General features: G+C 44.1%; 13 protein-coding genes. 8 read left to right on the top strand and 5 right to left on the bottom strand.

Going from position 1 to position 16,865, the window contains the following annotated elements; all coding sequences use genetic code 11:
- Positions 1-4: 4 nt before the first annotated feature.
- Positions 5-2,458 (bottom strand): glycogen/starch/alpha-glucan phosphorylase, encoded by a 2,454-nt coding sequence (locus AB4232_RS01435; RefSeq protein ID WP_086050576.1) that lies wholly within the window; start codon positions 2,456-2,458, stop codon positions 5-7.
- Positions 2,459-3,024: 566 nt separating this feature from the next.
- Here AB4232_RS01435 and malT point away from each other — a divergent pair.
- The 7 genes from malT to sstT all read left to right on the top strand — a co-directional run bounded on the left by malT (position 3,025) and on the right by sstT (position 12,260).
- Entirely contained in the window at positions 3,025-5,733 is a 2,709-nt protein-coding gene (malT, locus tag AB4232_RS01430; RefSeq protein ID WP_029223176.1) for an HTH-type transcriptional regulator MalT, read from the top strand.
- Positions 5,734-6,324: 591 nt separating this feature from the next.
- On the top strand, positions 6,325-7,245 hold the full coding sequence (locus AB4232_RS01425) for a DUF368 domain-containing protein (RefSeq protein ID WP_372085791.1): 921 nt from the start codon (positions 6,325-6,327) through the stop codon (positions 7,243-7,245).
- A gap of 203 nt (positions 7,246-7,448) precedes the next feature.
- The gene (locus tag AB4232_RS01420) at positions 7,449-7,889 is read left to right on the top strand and encodes a hypothetical protein (RefSeq protein ID WP_009845845.1); all 441 of its coding nucleotides are present in this window, start codon (positions 7,449-7,451) and stop codon (positions 7,887-7,889) included.
- Positions 7,886-8,482, top strand: coding sequence for an SCO family protein (locus tag AB4232_RS01415; protein WP_139683758.1), 597 nt, complete (start codon positions 7,886-7,888; stop codon positions 8,480-8,482). Before AB4232_RS01420 ends, AB4232_RS01415 begins: the two co-directional genes overlap by 4 nt.
- Positions 8,483-8,596: 114 nt before the next feature.
- A complete protein-coding gene (locus AB4232_RS01410) occupies positions 8,597-9,055 on the top strand; it encodes a copper chaperone PCu(A)C (protein WP_017096254.1) in 459 nt (152 codons plus the stop codon).
- A 502-nt stretch (positions 9,056-9,557) separates the two neighbouring features.
- Complete coding sequence (gene rsgA, locus AB4232_RS01405; RefSeq protein ID WP_372085789.1) at positions 9,558-10,622, top strand: ribosome small subunit-dependent GTPase A; 1,065 nt, start codon at positions 9,558-9,560, stop codon at positions 10,620-10,622.
- A gap of 420 nt (positions 10,623-11,042) precedes the next feature.
- Positions 11,043-12,260 carry a serine/threonine transporter SstT gene (gene sstT / locus AB4232_RS01400; RefSeq protein ID WP_009845849.1) on the top strand — a complete coding sequence of 406 codons (1,218 nt, stop codon included), beginning with the start codon at positions 11,043-11,045 and terminating at the stop codon, positions 12,258-12,260.
- Between the two features lie 301 nt (positions 12,261-12,561).
- On the opposite strand, the gene AB4232_RS01395 is transcribed toward sstT, so the two are convergent.
- The 3 genes from AB4232_RS01395 to AB4232_RS01385 all read right to left on the bottom strand — a co-directional run bounded on the left by AB4232_RS01395 (position 12,562) and on the right by AB4232_RS01385 (position 15,508).
- Entirely contained in the window at positions 12,562-13,812 is a 1,251-nt protein-coding gene (locus AB4232_RS01395; RefSeq protein WP_372085822.1) for a tetratricopeptide repeat protein, read from the bottom strand.
- A gap of 299 nt (positions 13,813-14,111) precedes the next feature.
- Positions 14,112-15,041: a LysR family transcriptional regulator gene (locus tag AB4232_RS01390; protein WP_017096258.1), complete on the bottom strand. Its 930-nt coding sequence runs from the start codon at positions 15,039-15,041 to the stop codon at positions 14,112-14,114.
- A gap of 26 nt (positions 15,042-15,067) precedes the next feature.
- On the bottom strand, positions 15,068-15,508 hold the full coding sequence (locus tag AB4232_RS01385) for an Lrp/AsnC family transcriptional regulator (protein WP_009845852.1): 441 nt from the start codon (positions 15,506-15,508) through the stop codon (positions 15,068-15,070).
- A gap of 141 nt (positions 15,509-15,649) precedes the next feature.
- On the opposite strand from AB4232_RS01385, the gene AB4232_RS01380 reads away from it, so the two are divergent.
- The gene (locus AB4232_RS01380) at positions 15,650-16,234 is read left to right on the top strand and encodes a LysE family translocator (protein WP_009845853.1); all 585 of its coding nucleotides are present in this window, start codon (positions 15,650-15,652) and stop codon (positions 16,232-16,234) included.
- Positions 16,235-16,288: 54 nt separating this feature from the next.
- Here AB4232_RS01380 and AB4232_RS01375 read toward each other — a convergent pair whose 3' ends face one another.
- Positions 16,289-16,678, bottom strand: a complete 390-nt coding sequence (locus AB4232_RS01375) for a DUF1294 domain-containing protein (RefSeq protein ID WP_372085787.1) — start codon at positions 16,676-16,678, stop codon at positions 16,289-16,291.
- Between the last annotated feature and the right edge of the window lie 187 nt (positions 16,679-16,865).

The following is a 16,865-nucleotide window of genomic DNA, read 5'->3' as shown; positions in this document are numbered from 1 at the left end:
ACTATTAACGGTTAACCGCTTCAAGTTTCCAAATGTTGTTCACATAGTCGCGAATTGAGCGGTCTGATGTGAACTTACCAACCAATGCCGTGTTAAGAATCGCTTTCTTAGCCCAACCTGCTTGGTCTTTGTATTGTGTACCCATATCTTCATGTGCTTTCACGTAAGAAGCGAAGTCAGCAAGACATAGGTAAGGGTCACCACCGTCTAGTAGGCTATCAAACGTTGCACGTAGAAGACCTGGTTGACCTGGAGTGAACTCATCGCCAGTCAGTAGATCTAGAGATGCTTTCAATAGTGGATCTGCATTGTAGTAATCGTATGGGTTGTAACCCTGAGCTTTCAATGCAACAACACCGTCAACTTCTAGGCCGAAGATGTAGATGTTTTCATCACCAACTTCTTCACGAATCTCAACGTTTGCACCATCCATCGTACCGATAGTTAGAGCGCCGTTTAGAGCCATCTTCATGTTGCCCGTACCTGAAGCTTCTTTACCAGCTAATGAGATTTGCTGAGAAACGTCTGCTGCAGGGATGATGATTTCAGCCATGCTTACACGGTAGTCAGGGATGAATACCACTTTAAGCTTGTTACCGATGCGAGGATCGTTGTTGATCTTCTCTGCAATCTTGTTAACCGCGAAGATGATTTCTTTTGCTAGGTGGTAACCCGGTGCTGCTTTCGCTGCGAAGAAACATACGCGTGGCTCACACTCGAAACCAGGTTCGTTAAGAATACGGTGGTACAGAGACAAAATGTGTAGCAAATCTAGGTGCTGACGCTTGTATTCGTGCAGACGCTTAATTTGAACGTCGAAGATAGCGTTAGTATCTAGCTCGATACCCATGTTCTCTTGAACCCAATCCGCAAGACGCTGTTTGTTTTCTTTCTTAACAGCCATAAATTCTTTTTGGAATTTCGCGTCTGTTGCAAACTTAGCGATGCCTTCTAGCTGCTCAAGTTTTGCTGGCCACTCAGAGCCAATCTTACCTGTGATTAGATTAGATAGACCTGGGTTACAGAACTTCAACCAACGACGTGGCGTGATGCCGTTCGTTACGTTAGTCAGTTTACCTGGGAAGATTTCGTTGAACTCTGGGAACAAGTCTTTCTTAACAAGTTGAGAGTGAAGTGCCGCTACACCATTTACTTTGTAAGAACCAATCACACATAGGTTTGCCATGCGAACCATGCGGTGGAAACCTTCTTGGATGATAGAAAGCTTCGCTTGTTTCTCACCGTCACCAGGCCACATCTTGCGAACTTCTTGCATGAAGCGGTGGTTGATTTCAAAAATGATTTCCATGTGACGTGGAAGAAGACGGTTGATCAGCGATTCTGACCAAGTCTCTAGCGCTTCTGGAAGTAGTGTGTGGTTCGTGTAAGCGAACGTATGTGCACTGATTTCCCATGCTTGATCCCAAGATAGACCTTTCTCGTCGATCAGGATGCGCATTAGCTCAGGAATCGCAATCGTTGGGTGCGTATCGTTAAGCTGAATCGTTTCTTGTTTAGGCAGATCTTCTAGAGAGAAACCTGCTGCTTCGTGGCGGCGTAGAATATCGCGAACAGACGCTGCTGAGTGGAAGTACTGCTGCATTAGGCGCAGTGTCTTACCTTTCTCGTGGTTGTCGTTCGGGTAAAGTACTTTAGTGATGTTACCTGCATCGATTAGCGAGTGTTGCGCTTCGAAGTAATCACCGTTGTTAAAGCTTGCTAGTGAGAATGGTGCAATTGCCTGACATTCCCAAAGACGCAATGGATAAACCGTGTTTGACTCGTAACCTACGATTGGTAGATCCCAAGGCATTGCTTTTACTTCCATACCTGGAACCCAAGTACGAACTTCTTTACCGTCGATGAATTCAACTTCTACATGACCGTAAAAACCAATGTGTTGTGCTAGCTCTGGACGAGCGACTTCCCATGGGTAACCTTCAACACCACGCCATGCGTCTGGTGCTTCTTGTTGACGACCATCTTGGAAAGACTGTTTGAATAGGCCGTATTCATAGTGAAGACCGTAGCCTACTGTTGGGTACTCTTGTGCAGCACAAGAATCCATAAAACATGCAGCAAGACGACCAAGACCACCATTACCTAGCGATGGATCGCGTTCTTCTTCTAGAAGGTCAGTTAGGTTTTGGCCTAGCTCTTCCATTGCATGAGTAATCTGTTCGTACAGACCCATGCTGATCAGATTGTTACCTGTTAGACGACCAATCAAAAACTCTAATGAAAGGTAGTTAACGCTCTTCGCGTTTTTGATTTTTTCATCATTTTCAGTTTCTAGCAGATCAAATGTTGTCAATTCTGCTAGCGCACGCCCCATTGCTAGGTACCATGCGCGGCTATCTGCTGTTTCAATCGTTGTTGCATAAGTTGCAGATAAATGCTTTTTAACGCTTTCTTGGAACGACACTTTATCGAAAGTTTTTTGCTGAGTTGGTTTCATTTCAGAAATCTCGCTTTTAATAGTTCTAATTCATCTGTGACATATCGTGCATGGTCACCATTAACTAAACATCCTCCCGTTAATACGACTAACTAGGAGTAGATGAGAGGGCGTAGGGGGCGTACCGATGTAAGGTTAGTGATCTGACTCTCATGTTCTAACTTCGAACAAAAAGTTGGAGTGACTAAGATCACAAGCTCCCGTTCGATAACTTAACGTTAATTGATGTGAGTTTTATTTAACCGGAATAAACTGATTAGCAAATCTGAGTTTGAGATCACGAAATTATTTTCCATATCTCATCTTTTGCATAAATCTCAGTGTAAGACTGAACAAAGTCACATTCACAAACCACCACGCAACGTGAGCAAAGTCTCAAATTAAGGGCGTAGACAGCCAAAAACATGCAAGACCGCAAGGTTTCTGAGGAGAATCATAGTCGGTGCCATTTTTCTTCACGTAACATAAGCACAGACTTAAGTAATTAGGCAGATGTGATTGGGCAACTCTTTTACGGTTTTAGAATCCCCAAAACATACGCCACGGAATAGGTGAAAAACTTCGACATGTGGATCCCTTCGAAACTGACTCGTCCCGGCCGCTTACATAATGCAATCCTACGACCTAGGGTTCTCGATCTGCTCCAGAACGCAGATTGCTATAAGCTTGTATTGTTCCGTTCTCCTGCGGGCTATGGCAAGACCACCATGGCTGCACAGTGGCTGTTAGATAAGCCGAATGTGGGTTGGTACAGCATCGATGATAGTGACAACGATGCCTTCCGTTTTATCAACTACCTACTCCAATCACTCAATAAAGCGACTCAAAATTCCTGTCCCAATGCCCAAAAACTGGCAGAGAAACGACAGTTTTCATCGCTGCATTCTTTATTGAGCGAAGTATTCGCCGAGATGTCGGACTATCATCATGAATGTTTTCTTGTTTTAGACGACTACCATTTAGTCAACAATGATGACATTCAAGAAGCAATGCGCTTTTTCCTCAAACACATGCCCGACAATCTCACGCTAGTTGTAACCAGTCGTGGTACACCCCCCCTAGGTACGGCAAACCTTCGCGTTCGAGACTTAATGATCGAATTAGGTAATGACTCGCTGGCTTTTGATACCGAAGAGACGACGCGCTTTTTTAATCAGCGTGTTGCCGATGGTATTGATGACACAACGGCAGACAGTATTTGTACCTATGTAGAGGGTTGGCCTTCTGCACTTCAACTTATTGCGCTGCAAGCCCAACATCAAAAACGCACGCTGGCGCAGTCTGCTGAGTCCTTCTCCCACTTTAATCAAGCCCATCTTTGGGATTACTTGGTTGAAGAGGTTTTCGACCTGTTAGACAAAGAAACTCGACAGTTCTTGATGCAGTGTTCAGTGCTTGACCACTTCAACGACGAACTGGTTTGTGCGCTAACGCAGCGTGAAGACGCACTGGGTATGATCGAATCATTAAATCGATTCGGTTTATTCATCTACCCGCTTGAAGGCGAAAAGAACTGGTATCGTTTCCATAACCTGTTTGGTGAATTTTTGGCACATGAGCGTCAAGCTCGAATCCCTCAACAAGAAGCAGAATTGCACCGAAGTGCCGCGAAGGCGTGGATTAAACAAGACACACCACACCAAGCACTGCGCCATGCACAGCGCGCTGAAGACCCAGAACTGATCATTCAAATACTAACAGACCACGGCTGGCCGATGTTCAACCAAGGCGAACTTTCCTCGTTAGAGATGGCGATCAAGCAACTGACTACGGATCAACTTTACAGCGACCCTAAACTGTCCATGTTACGAGCTTGGCTAGCACAAAGTCAGCACCGCTACGAACAAGTAGGGACATTATTGGAAGAGGCTGAAACACAATATCAAGCTCGAAATATTGAACTCGACACTCAACAGCAAGGGCAATACAACGCCCTACGCGCGCAAGTTGCGATCAACAGTAATGAACCTGAAAAAGCCTTAGAATTGGCAGAGCTTTCGCTAAGTCAGCTGAACACCACCGTTTATCGTAGCCGAATTGTCGCCACGTCTGTTGTTGGTGAAGTCAATCACGTAATGGGCAACTTGAGCCGTGCACTGCCGATGATGCAGCAAACAGAAAAACTTGCACGCCAGTATCAAGTTTACCACCAAGCGCTTTGGGCAATTCTACAACAGAGCGAGATCTTAATTGCACAGGGTTACGTTCAAGCGGCATTCGAGCTGCAAGACAGTGCGTTCAAATTGATCGAAGAACACCAGCTAAAATACGTGCCTCTGCATGAATTCTTACTGCGTGTTAGAGCTCAAATATTCTGGTGTTGGAACCGATTAGATGAAGCGGAAGAGTGCTGTTACAAAGGCTTGGATATCCTTGGTCACCATTCGCCAAGTAAGCACCTTCACAGCTATTCAATGCTGGCTCGTATTTCACTGAGTCGCGGTGAAATTGATAAAGCATCTAAGTTTATCGACCAAATTCAGCACCTATTGCGTCAATCGACTTACCACGTGGACTGGACGGCGAACGCTTCTCTTTCTTTGATTCTTTTTTGGCAAGTAAAAGGCAATAAAGAGGCGATACGTGATTGGTTGAATGTGGCTGTTCGACCTGAATCGGCAAGCAACCACTTCTGCCAACTGCAATGGAGAAACATCGTTCGCGCTCACATCATTCTCGAGCAGTATGAAGAAGCGGAAGAAGCGCTGACGTTCCTTAAGAGTGAAGCTCAGCGTTCACATCTGATTACAGACACCAACCGAAACTTGATCGTTGAAGCCGTGTTACGTACACAAATTAACGATGAAGACAGCGCACGCGTGCTACTTGAAGAAGCGCTTCATATGACTAACCAAACCGGTATGGTCGGCAACTTCTTAGTAGACGGCGGGACTATCGGACATATCTTGGATAAGTTGAGCAACAAGCCTGGCTTAGGTGACTTAGAACGCCATCGTGCTCAACAGATCATGAAAGATATCTCGACCACCCAACGCAGCCGCTCGGTTCACTTTGATGAAGACTTTGTTGAAAACTTAGTCAATCACCCAAACATTCCTGAACTTGTGCGCACGAGCCCACTCACCCAGCGTGAATGGCAAGTACTTGGTTTGATCTATTCAGGGTTCAGTAACGAGCAGATAGCTCAAGAACTCGATGTAGCAGGTACCACCATCAAGACTCACATCCGTAACCTTTACCAAAAGCTAAACATTGCTAACCGCAAAGAAGCGATCAGCACAGCGGAGAATTTACTGCAGTTGATGGGGTACTAAACGATTCGAGATTGATTCGAGAAAAGCTTAAGCTAGTTACCTATGGTGACTGGCTTTTTTTTCGTTTGGAGCATGGGGTTTATAGCAGATAGCAGATAGCAGATAGCAGATAGCAGATAGCAGATAGCAGATCATAAAGAGCCAAACGACAGACAAAAAAATAGCCAACCGCAATAATCGCGATTGGCTCTATATATTTGTGAACAAATCATAAGTTCACTAACAACGTCAGTTGGCTAGGTGACCCTCGGCTTAAGAAGGGTCAATGTATACAATGCAGTTAACGTGCCAACTTTAATTCAGCCGTTTTATACGCCCTGCATCGCATAAAAACCTCTAATTCATGATGCGAATTGCAAAGTGCATTTGCATAATGCAACCAAGATGCAATATCGATAGAAAACAAGTTTCACTGAAGCCGATAATAATAAGACGCCAAGCAGTTGTATTTTAAATGTAAGGCAGATGTTCACATCAACGTATTGCCTTACAATTAAAGAGGTAATAAAGCACCTCGCCAAAGGTATATTCATACTTTTTTTACACTAAAGTTTGTATACTGCACAAAATCACTCTCAACTCTATGAAGCAATGAACTACTTAAGTACTTTTTTCAAAGGCATGGCAATGGGCGCAGCCGACGTTGTACCTGGCGTGTCGGGCGGAACCATCGCATTCATCACTGGTATCTACGATACGCTACTAGAAAGCATTCGAAGAATTAACCCTAGCGTACTTGGACTATGGAAGCGTGAAGGTTTCAAAGCCGCGTTTAGCCACATCAATGGTTTTTTCCTAATTTCACTGTTCGCAGGCGTATTCACGAGCATTGCGACATTTGCAAAACTGATTTCTTGGTTATTAGTCACCCACCCAGTTCCACTATGGTCTTTCTTCTTTGGCCTTATCTTGGTGTCGGTTTTCCATATTCTTAAACAAGTAGAAAAGCGCGATATGATTCGATTCGTATTTTTGCTGCTTGGTGTCGCCTTCGCTTACAGCATTACCGTGCTTAAGCCGCTGCAAATGGAACCTACCAGTATCAATATTCTCATTGCAGGTGCGATTGCAATCTGTGCGATGATTTTGCCAGGTATCTCAGGGAGCTTCATTCTGCTATTAATTGGTATGTACGGCCCGGTACTTGGTGCCGTTAAAGAATTTCAGGTTGATGTACTTGCCCTATTCCTTGGTGGCTGTGTGATTGGCCTGCTGACTTTCTCTCACGTACTTTCTTGGTTATTGCGCTCATTCCGCGACTTCACATTAGTATTCTTGACTGGTTTGATGATCGGTACACTGCCGAAGATTTGGCCGTGGAAAGAAACGATCAGCTGGCGTACAAACTCTAAAGGCGAGCAAGTTCCTCTGATTCAAGAAAATTTGTCACCGTTTGATTTTGAAGCCGTCACTTCTCAGCCTTCACAGCTAGTAATGGCTATTGCGATGATGATTGTTGCCATTGCCTTGGTTCTGGGGTTAGAGAAATTTGCAGAGCGCAACGCTGACTAATCATTCAGCCAACTTCTGGAAAGCGTTTAGAACGGATAGAGCTTAGAAAGACTAAGCTCACCTCTCTATTAAACAGACAAAAGCGAAGCCAATGGCTTCGCTTTTTTAGTTCTACCATTCGCACAAAATTACTTTTTGATACAAGCACATATTGAGGGATATGATAACATCGCCGCTCTTATAAAATTAGATGAGAACACGACATGCACTCTGCATTAAAGGTTGCTGCTCTTGGGATCGCTCTCGTGGCAGGCTTTTATGGGCCGCAAGCAATTCAGCAATTTGAATCAGCGATGGAGCGAGCCTCTGCTGAGGTTAACTTAGATGATTACTGCATGCTTTCCACCACATCGTGTGAGCAAAATACAGTTACGATGACACTTGATCGCGAGACGGCTCAACCTCTGGCTCCCACCAAAATCAAAGTAGTGTGGGAAGGCGCAGCCTCTGACACATTAATGCTGTCGCTTACAGGTTTAGAGATGGAAATGGGCTCGGCACGTTTTCAATTAAAAAACATTGGCAATAATACCTATGAAGGTGATGTGATTTTACCTGTATGTACTTTAGACAAGATGACATGGATCGGTGAGCTCACTGATGGTGTCGATACTGTAAATCCGGCAATAAGGATGGCAAGATGAGTAGAAATTGGTCGTTAGCATTGGTTGTCGCTTTTGTCCTTGGCTTTGGCGTTAAAAGTTATCTTGATGGGCAAAACGAAGCTCAAAAACAACACGCGGCAAAACAACAATTCTCCGCAACAACCCTTTTCGGCAAAGATAACCAGCCAACTGAAATCTTTGACCAAACCGATGACAGAATTCGTATCGTTTATTTTGGTTTCACACGTTGCCCAGATGTCTGCCCTACTTCTTTGGCGATGTTAGCCGGAGCACTTAACCAAGTCTCTGACGAAGCAAAAGCCAAGATTCGCCCGATGTTTGTTTCTCTCGATCCAGAACGTGATGCCGCTGAAGCCTCATACGAATACGCACAATACTTCCACCCAATGATGGAAGGATTAAGTGGCCCGTTAGATGTGACAACAACGCTTGCACACAACTACGGTGTTATTTTTAGAAAGACCAAGCTTGAAGGTTCAGAGTTGGAATACACCCTAGACCACAGCTCATATTTCTATTTTTTAAAACCCGATGGCACGCTGATTACCAAAGTGCCGCATACGTTAACGCCAGCGCCAATTGTTGAAGCTATTAACACATTAACGCGCTAACGTACCAAGTCATCAGCGACGAGAAACAACGTGTACAAAAATAAAGAACTTAACGAATAAAGTTCGAACAAAAAGTCAGGTCCCAGACCAAAACAAAAAACTAAGGACAACAACATGAAGTTAAAAGCACTTGCTCTAGCAGGCTTATTGCTCACTCCTCTTGCTCAAGCGAATAGCGACATTATGGTTCATGACGCGTACGCGCGCGCAACCCCGCCTTCAGCAGTGAACAGCGCGGTATTCACGACTCTGATGAACCATAGCGATAAAGATCGCGCTATTGTTTCTGCAACAACACCAGCAGCAGGAAAGGTTGAACTTCATGATGTTATCGTTGATGGCGACGTAATGAAGATGCGTCAAGTTCAAGCGATCACCATCCCTGCAAATGGTAAAGCTGTACTTAAACCAGGTAGCTTACACATCATGTTGTTTGACTTGAAAAGCAGCCTAAAAGAAGGTGAACAAATCAAAATGACACTGACCTTCGCAAACGGTGAAACACAGACCTTTGATGCGCCAGTGAAGAAAGTGATGAGCGGTATGAAAAAGATGAATCACGATCATCATTAATCAGATTTACAACCGATGAAATAATTTAAGCCACGATGACTTCTCGCCATCGTGGCTTTTTGCTAAACTGAGCTCGCTTTTTATTCAAAGCCTGACCACATTAATAACCAAGGAGAATAGAAGATGATTGTAATGAAGACACTAAAACTGGCAGTAAAAGTAACGCGTTAACTTGTTTGGTTAATCCAACTTAAATACCGATCGACCAACTTATCGTCACTCTTTGACGACCGCACACTTTTACCCGGTTTACTATTGATCGTAAGTGATCAATTCCTGCATGCCTGTAAAGCATGACTCAATCCGGGGTCCTATCTATTTGAATTCGACCCAAACTCAAAACATTTTTGACGCTCGACGCTTTTAATCTCAGAAACTCTTTTTGGTCTCATTAACTCTTTTGATCTCATCAACAAATTGAGATCTCACAAGAAGTTAATGCTCTCATAAGACTTTAATGCACTGATAAGAAAAGAAAGCTCGCACGTCTGGGTAAATAGACATGAATTCACAAAACGCATTTTCTAATCCAATGTCACTTCAACAACTTGGATGGCAACCTGTATTCCAACAACAACTGACACTCGAAGACTATGACCAATCCGTCATTGCTCGTATTACCGCGCACCATCGCAGCGGCTATACACTAGCGTCAGAACAAGGCGAAATCGTTCTCCCTATCCATCAAAACCAACCCGCAATGACGGTTGGCGACTGGGTAATCTTGAACTCTGAACTGCAATTCGGCCGTTTATTAGACCGTCAATCACTCTTCAGCCGTAAAGCTGCAGGTAGCCGTGTCGCCGAACAATATATCTCAGCTAACATCGACACGGTATTTATCGTGGTTTCGTTAAATAACGACTTTAATCTAAGCCGTATTGAACGCTACCTAGCGCTCGCCAATGAAGCACAGGTTGAAGCCGTTATCGTACTCACCAAGAAAGACTTGTGTGATGACTACGAAGACAAAGTACAACAAGTGCAAAGCTTAGATTCTATGCTGATGATCGAAGCGGTGAATAGCCTAGACCAAGACTCAACTCAAGTCTTGTCGCCTTGGTGTAAAACGGGCAAGACTGTGGCTTTAATGGGTTCATCCGGTGTGGGTAAATCCACCTTAGTCAACTCATTACTTGGTGAGGCTGAACAAGCCACAGGTGGCATTCGTGAAGACGATAGCAAAGGCCGACACACAACCACATCACGATCGCTCCACTTGCTAACATCGGGCGGCTTACTGCTCGATACTCCAGGAATGCGAGAGCTACAACTTGCTGACTGCGCTGAAGGCGTGAGTGAAACCTTTTCTGATGTGGAAGAGTTAGCCACGCATTGCCGATTCTCTGATTGTCATCATGAATCAGAACCGGGTTGCAAGATACGCAAGGCGATTGAAAGTGGAGAGTTGTCTGAGCGACGATTTGCTAACTATCGAAAGTTATTGCGAGAACAAGCCCGAAATGGCGCCTCGTTAGCGGAACAACGCGCCAGCAATAAGCAGCTTTCCAAGATGTACAAAACCGTACAATCAGAAGGCCGCAATCTTAAAAAAGCGTCTGACTAAGGTTTAAGGTTAACAGCTATAAGCTGTATTTAAGATAACCTAACTTAAGATAACTTTAATTTAAGACAATGAGCCCCATCGTGTTAATCACGTGGGGCTTTTTGTTTCAATTTGATAATGGTGTGGTTATTTATGCACACAATGTTCTTTCCTATAGCCGTTTACATTTCTACATTTGCAGTGTTTTGAATCTATCAAATGAGAATCAGCAGATTTACAGCTCAATCAAAATACATTTATTTAACATTTAGCTCTAAAAACACCACTTAGCGCAAACAATAACCCTAAAAGTAAACTATCCCTAGACACCCTCTTAGATCCCGCTAATATGACCGCCAATTCTGCTAGTGTATAGTTGGATTTGGTACAACTTCATAAAAAGATACATCACTATAATAAATTAACAATTGCAGGTATTTTATGCAAAATCACAACATGCTCGCCCGCATCGCTCGTGGAAATCTCGTTCTACAGATCCTTGCTGGTATTGTTTTCGGTGTCGTTCTCGCCATGGTTTCTCCTTCAGCAGCTCAAGATGCAGGCCTATTAGGTAGTCTGTTTGTTGGTGCTCTGAAAGCTGTTGCCCCAATTTTAGTATTCATTCTTGTTGCAGCTTCTATCGCAAACCAAAAGAAAGGTCAGCATACCCATATGCGTCCAATCATTGTGCTTTACCTGATTGGTACGTTCTCTGCTGCACTGACTGCTGTAGTACTGAGCTTCATGTTCCCAACCACTTTGACACTGGTTGCTGGCGCTGAAGGTGCTAACCCTCCTCAAGGTATTGCAGAAGTTCTTCATACGCTTCTATTCAAGCTTGTAGACAACCCAGTTAGCGCACTAATGAACGCGAACTACATCGGTATTCTAGCTTGGGCCATCGGTCTTGGTCTTGCTCTGCACCACGCATCTGCAACAACCAAAGCGGTTTTCGAAGACCTAAGCCACAGTGTTTCACACATTGTTCGCTTCATTATTCGTCTTGCGCCATTCGGTATCTTCGGTCTTGTTTCTGCAACATTCGCAACAACAGGCTTCGATGCACTGGCAAGCTACGGTCAACTACTAGCAGTACTACTAAGCTCAATGCTGATCATCGCACTTGTGGTTAACCCACTGCTTGTATTCATTAAAACAAAACAAAACCCATACCCACTTGTACTGCAATGTATTCGTGAATCTGGTGTAACGGCATTCTTCACTCGTTCAAGCGCTGCAAACATCCCAGTGAACATGAACCTTTGTAAGAAGCTAAAGCTAGACGAAGATACTTACTCTGTATCGATTCCTCTAGGCGCAACGATCAACATGGCAGGTGCTGCAATCACCATCACTGTGTTAACGCTTGCTGCTGTACACACTATGGGTATTGAGATTGATATCTTCACTGCGATTCTACTAAGCCTTGTTGCTGCTGTATCAGCATGTGGCGCATCGGGTGTTGCTGGCGGTTCACTACTGCTTATCCCGCTAGCTTGTGGCCTATTCGGCATCTCAAACGATGTAGCGATGCAGGTTGTAGCGGTTGGTTTCATTATCGGTGTGATTCAAGATTCAGCTGAAACAGCGCTCAACAGCTCAACTGACGTAGTGTTCACTGCTGCTGTATGTAAAGCCGAGCAAAACAAAGAGCAATAAGCCTTTAGCTGCTCTGAACCTAAACAGTTCTAAGCTCTAAGCTCTAAGCTCTAAGCTCTAAGCTCTAAAAAGCAAATCGTACATAAACAAAAAGGGAAGCAGATGCTTCCCTTTTTTTGTTTGAGTGCTTTACCCGCCGCAGTCAATAATACCTACCGTATGAATAACGGATCACCTTAGCGGCTTAATACAGTCAGTTATAACATCTACATTCATCTAACATCGTTGGATTTTTTAAATTGTAGAACTACTCGTTTCAGTCATGTTCAGAATACAGGTAATAACTCATAAACACGGTTTATTAATTGCTCTTCCAGTTAGACTCGACTGCCGGTTGGCTAAAGTCCAAAGAACCGCTATTAGAGTTAGCTTGCTTATCTTTTGATGCTCGATTCGCGCTTGCCTTGTCACCATCATGGTTTTCAGCCGCCTGTTGGTGATTGTTGCCATTTAAACCTTGAGCACTTGAAGCTTGAGCATTTGAGGCTTCAGTATCCAAATCCGCCTTATCGACACCTAACTCATCACCCTCTTCGTCAGAGGCTTCTTTCACTTTCTTATGCACTGGGATATCGCGTTTGTAGAGCTTGTTGAGCGCTTTAACGATAGAGTGCTTGGTGATTGCTTCTTGCGTCAACTTAGTCATTATTGGCTTAGTCAGAGCCTGTAATCCCACAACGGCATCAACACCAAGATCCCCACCAACTTTATCTCTCAAATACCTCGCATCCGCATAGCCAAAATGAGCCGATAAAAATAACCAGATATACGCGATAGCATTGCCGTGCTCACCATGGTCAATCCACGCCTCACCGGCTTTAAACATCGCTTCTGCACAGTTTTTTTCAGCTGCCGTTTCAAACCAGTAAACCGCTTCACGATGATTAGCGACAACACCAACACCGTTCAAATAGCTCATACCCAATTTGATTTTTCCGTCTAGGCTATTCTTTTCAGCCGCTTTTCTGTACCACATGAAAGAGCTTTCTGGAGAATAATCTGGGTTCTCTCTATCTAAACACCAATCCCCCATAAAAAGCATCGCTTCAGTGTTACCACTAGCTGCAGACTCTTCAATATAGGCGCTGCCTTTCGGAAGGTTTTTCTCAACTCCGCGACCAAACACGAGTGCTTTACCCACCTCGAATTTTGCAAGCGGATCGTTATCCAGTGCTGATATCGCTAACTGCCAAAAATTGGCCTTTTCTCTTAAAATTAGGTCTTCTTTGCACTTCATACTCAGACGCACAATGCCGTACATGCCGTTGACATTGTCTAAATGGGCAGCTTTATCGTACCAATACAGAGCTTCCTTAAGATTGACTCGTTCGGCCTCTTTCGCCAAATATAAAATCGACGGCACATGTCCTGTTTCAGCCTTAAATTGACGATCTTTTTGCTCTTGGATACGTGCTTTTTCAATCGCTTTTCGGTAAGCGACAGCGCGAGCTTTACGTTCTTGTTCCAAGCGCTTTTTTCTTAGCGACAAAGAGACCAACCAAACAGCAATCAGTATTAACGAAAGAGCGGTCGCACCAATTGCGATTCCCATTGTACTCATAAAATATTTTGTCCTAACTCGGCTAATAGCACCCTACACAGGAAAGCAATCAACCTATAGCGAGCAGTATGTTTGAATGACAGGGAAAAGCGCAGTTATTAAAACGTTCCGCCCTAAAATGAATTTTGTTCAGTATCTCAGGAATACATAATGATAAAAAGCCTACGAGTATCTATCCGTCAGCACTCCATTAATGCTGTGATCCCGCTCGCTTTTTATCTATAAGTCTTGGGGCGTTACTTATTCTATCTTATCTATCTTATCTATCAGCTTATGGCCTAGCGACATAATTAACCTTGCTGCATCTTTTCCCAAATGGTCGGAGAGCCAATATAGTCTTGAACCGTAGTAATGAACTCTTTGACCAATTTGGTCTGCTTACGATGCGGATACACAGCATAAATAGCCGTATCAACCGTCGAGATTGCATAATCTGGAAGTAACGTAACCAAGCCCAATTCTTTCATTGAGGCATACAAGTTTGATTGATCAAGGAAGCCATAACCTAGACCATCTTTCACACAAGACACCATAGTACGAACATCACTGACCTTATAGTTGCCACGAATCGTTAGGCTTTGGAAAGTGTTGCCATGCGGCTCTTCACTGATACGCAGATGATCAACCGTCATATCACCATTGGTATAGATAACCGCAGGTAAAGAGAGCAAATCTTGTGGCGTCTTCGGCTCACCGTGCTCTTTCACAAAGTCGTTCGATGCAACGAGCATAAAGTTACTGTCGGCAATCTTCTTGGCAATCAAGTTTGATTCAACGAGCTTACTGAAACGAAACGCGATATCAAACTGCCCTGCAATGATGTTGGCGATCTTGTCGTCCAATGACAGCACAATCTGAACATCCGGATACTTTCTCATGAACTGAGTAATAATAGGTTGCAGATATTGCTGACCAAAATAGATCGGCGACGTAATTCGCAGCACACCTTTGGGTTCAGACTGATATGAATCTGCAATGCCCTGGATCTGATTAATAGTATCTTTCAGCACATAGGTTTGCGCTAAAATATCTTCCCCAGCCGACGTCAACGAGAACGAACGAGTAGATCGGTTGAGCAACTGAACACCTAAATCTTGCTCAAGCTTTTTGATCTGTTTAGAGAGCGATGAGTTGTCCATATCGTGTAAAGTTGCCGCTTTGGTAAACGACCCTTGTTGAACCACATCTAAGAACAACAACAACTGGTTAGTATTTGGCAATGCGCCTCTCCTGAAATAAAACTCGACTAACGTTCATCTTTGGGGGTGTCCATCACAACCATAGTCGTAATCGATTGCACCTGAGCACATTCCCCAAGCACATCGGCATGAAACTTCTTATAGCCCGGTAGATCTTTGGTTTCTACCCTTAGCAAGTACTCGTTGGCACCAGTAATGTTGTGGCACTCCACCACCTCTTTTTCCATACTGACGTGCTGTTCAAACTCCAGCTGAGCCGCTTTGCTGTGGCTCGACAAGCCAATCGAAACATAAGCAATAAAGCCAACGCCCATCAGTCCATTATCCAGAACCGCACGGTAACCTTGAATGATCCCTTTACGCTCGAGATCCTGTACTCGCCTTAAGGTCGCTGAAGCCGACAATCCTATACGTTCTGAAAGCTCAATGTTGGAGATTCTGCCGTCCAATTTAAGCTCTTGCAATATCCTTTCGTCAAATCTATCCATAAGTACTTATTATTGTGCATTAAGTGATAATTGAGGAAATAAAAGCACATAATTGCCTCACTTTCCACCTATTATGTTTCTCAACACGTGAAAGTCATGACCGGTCAGTCACTTCGTTCATTTTACTGCTGGAGAATCACAATGCCTTTAGAACAACTTAGCGCACTTGCCTTGTTTGCGTTTGTCTCGACCTTCACACCAGGTCCAAATAACATCATGCTCATGACATCAGGAGCCAATGTTGGCTTTGCCCGTACTATTCCGCACATGCTGGGCATTGCTCTGGGGTTTGCAGCCATGTTGCTATTGGTTGGCTTCGGCTTAATGGGGATTTTTAACGCCTATCCGGTCTCTCACCAAATCTTGAAATACCTGAGTCTTGCTTACCTCGTGTACCTTGCGATTAAGATAGCATTGAGCGGTAAAGCGAAAAGTACTAAGGCTTTTAAACCAATGACCTTCATTGGTGCGGCAAGTTTTCAGTGGGTGAACCCGAAAGGTTGGTCAATGGCGCTGACGGCAATTTCAGTGTACAGCAGTGGTAGTTCATGGTGGGAGCTCGCGATCATCGCCAGTATATTCACACTAGCCAACTTGCCATCAGTGACATTCTGGACGGCAGCAGGCAAACAACTGCAACACTGGTTAACAACACCAGTACGCATCAAGAGCTTCAACTACGGTATGGCAGGCTTACTTCTAGCCTCAACGATTCCGATGATCTAATCGACTTACTTTATCTATTGATGGTTAGTACACCGGTGCTAACCATCCGTTTCTTTAAAAGAGCTTAATAATCTCGCTTAGCCATTGACCAAATGTCGCCTGCCCACTCGGCGTTAACGTCCAGACAAAAGCCACAACGTTAAGTGACACCGTCACGAAAAATACAAATCTAAATGGTTGCTTCTGCGTTTTATGACGCAGTTTATCTTGAGCAATTAACGCCCCTAACCAACCACCAGCAACAGAAAAAACATGCAGAGTTTTCTCTGGTACACGCCAATTACCATTGATTGCCGCTCTCTTGTCCTTCGCGTACACAAAAAACGTCACTATTCCGATAACTAAATACCACACCAAGAGCGCTTTTGAACTTTCTGAAAACAACGCAGATACCGCTACCAATACCAGATAAGTAATAGCGATTTGAATAGATGAAGACAACATCAACTCCTTTGGATAATGAACAACATAGCGTCACCATTCCACATTAAAGACTCACTAAGGCTATTTGAGGCGAATGAGTACAAACTTTTTTTGATAGGAAAAACAACCAGCGAGTGAAGTGCCACTAAGCTCACATAAATAAGGCGTAGTTATCACCCCTAGCGACTACTCCTATCTTCTACGCCTA

The sequence above is a fragment of the Vibrio sp. 10N.286.46.A8 genome, assembly GCF_041470165.1.
GTDB classification, from domain to species: domain Bacteria; phylum Pseudomonadota; class Gammaproteobacteria; order Enterobacterales; family Vibrionaceae; genus Vibrio; species Vibrio tasmaniensis_A.
This window is presented reverse-complemented; position numbering and strand designations above follow the sequence as displayed.

Excerpts from the sequence above, each read along its gene's own strand:
- AB4232_RS01385 (WP_009845852.1), bottom strand. The coding sequence starts at position 15,508 with ATGGATAGATTTGACGAAAGGATATTGCAAGAGCTTAAATTGGACGGC.
- AB4232_RS01435 (WP_086050576.1), bottom strand. The coding sequence starts at position 2,458 with ATGAAACCAACTCAGCAAAAAACTTTCGATAAAGTGTCGTTCCAAGAA.
- AB4232_RS01395 (WP_372085822.1), bottom strand. The coding sequence starts at position 13,812 with ATGGGAATCGCAATTGGTGCGACCGCTCTTTCGTTAATACTGATTGCT.
- AB4232_RS01380 (WP_009845853.1), top strand. The coding sequence starts at position 15,650 with ATGCCTTTAGAACAACTTAGCGCACTTGCCTTGTTTGCGTTTGTCTCG.
- AB4232_RS01420 (WP_009845845.1), top strand. The coding sequence starts at position 7,449 with ATGCACTCTGCATTAAAGGTTGCTGCTCTTGGGATCGCTCTCGTGGCA.
- AB4232_RS01415 (WP_139683758.1), top strand. The coding sequence starts at position 7,886 with ATGAGTAGAAATTGGTCGTTAGCATTGGTTGTCGCTTTTGTCCTTGGC.
- sstT (WP_009845849.1), top strand. The coding sequence starts at position 11,043 with ATGCAAAATCACAACATGCTCGCCCGCATCGCTCGTGGAAATCTCGTT.
- AB4232_RS01410 (WP_017096254.1), top strand. The coding sequence starts at position 8,597 with ATGAAGTTAAAAGCACTTGCTCTAGCAGGCTTATTGCTCACTCCTCTT.
- malT (WP_029223176.1), top strand. The coding sequence starts at position 3,025 with ATGTGGATCCCTTCGAAACTGACTCGTCCCGGCCGCTTACATAATGCA.
- AB4232_RS01425 (WP_372085791.1), top strand. The coding sequence starts at position 6,325 with ATGAACTACTTAAGTACTTTTTTCAAAGGCATGGCAATGGGCGCAGCC.
- AB4232_RS01375 (WP_372085787.1), bottom strand. The coding sequence starts at position 16,678 with ATGTTGTCTTCATCTATTCAAATCGCTATTACTTATCTGGTATTGGTA.
- rsgA (WP_372085789.1), top strand. The coding sequence starts at position 9,558 with ATGAATTCACAAAACGCATTTTCTAATCCAATGTCACTTCAACAACTT.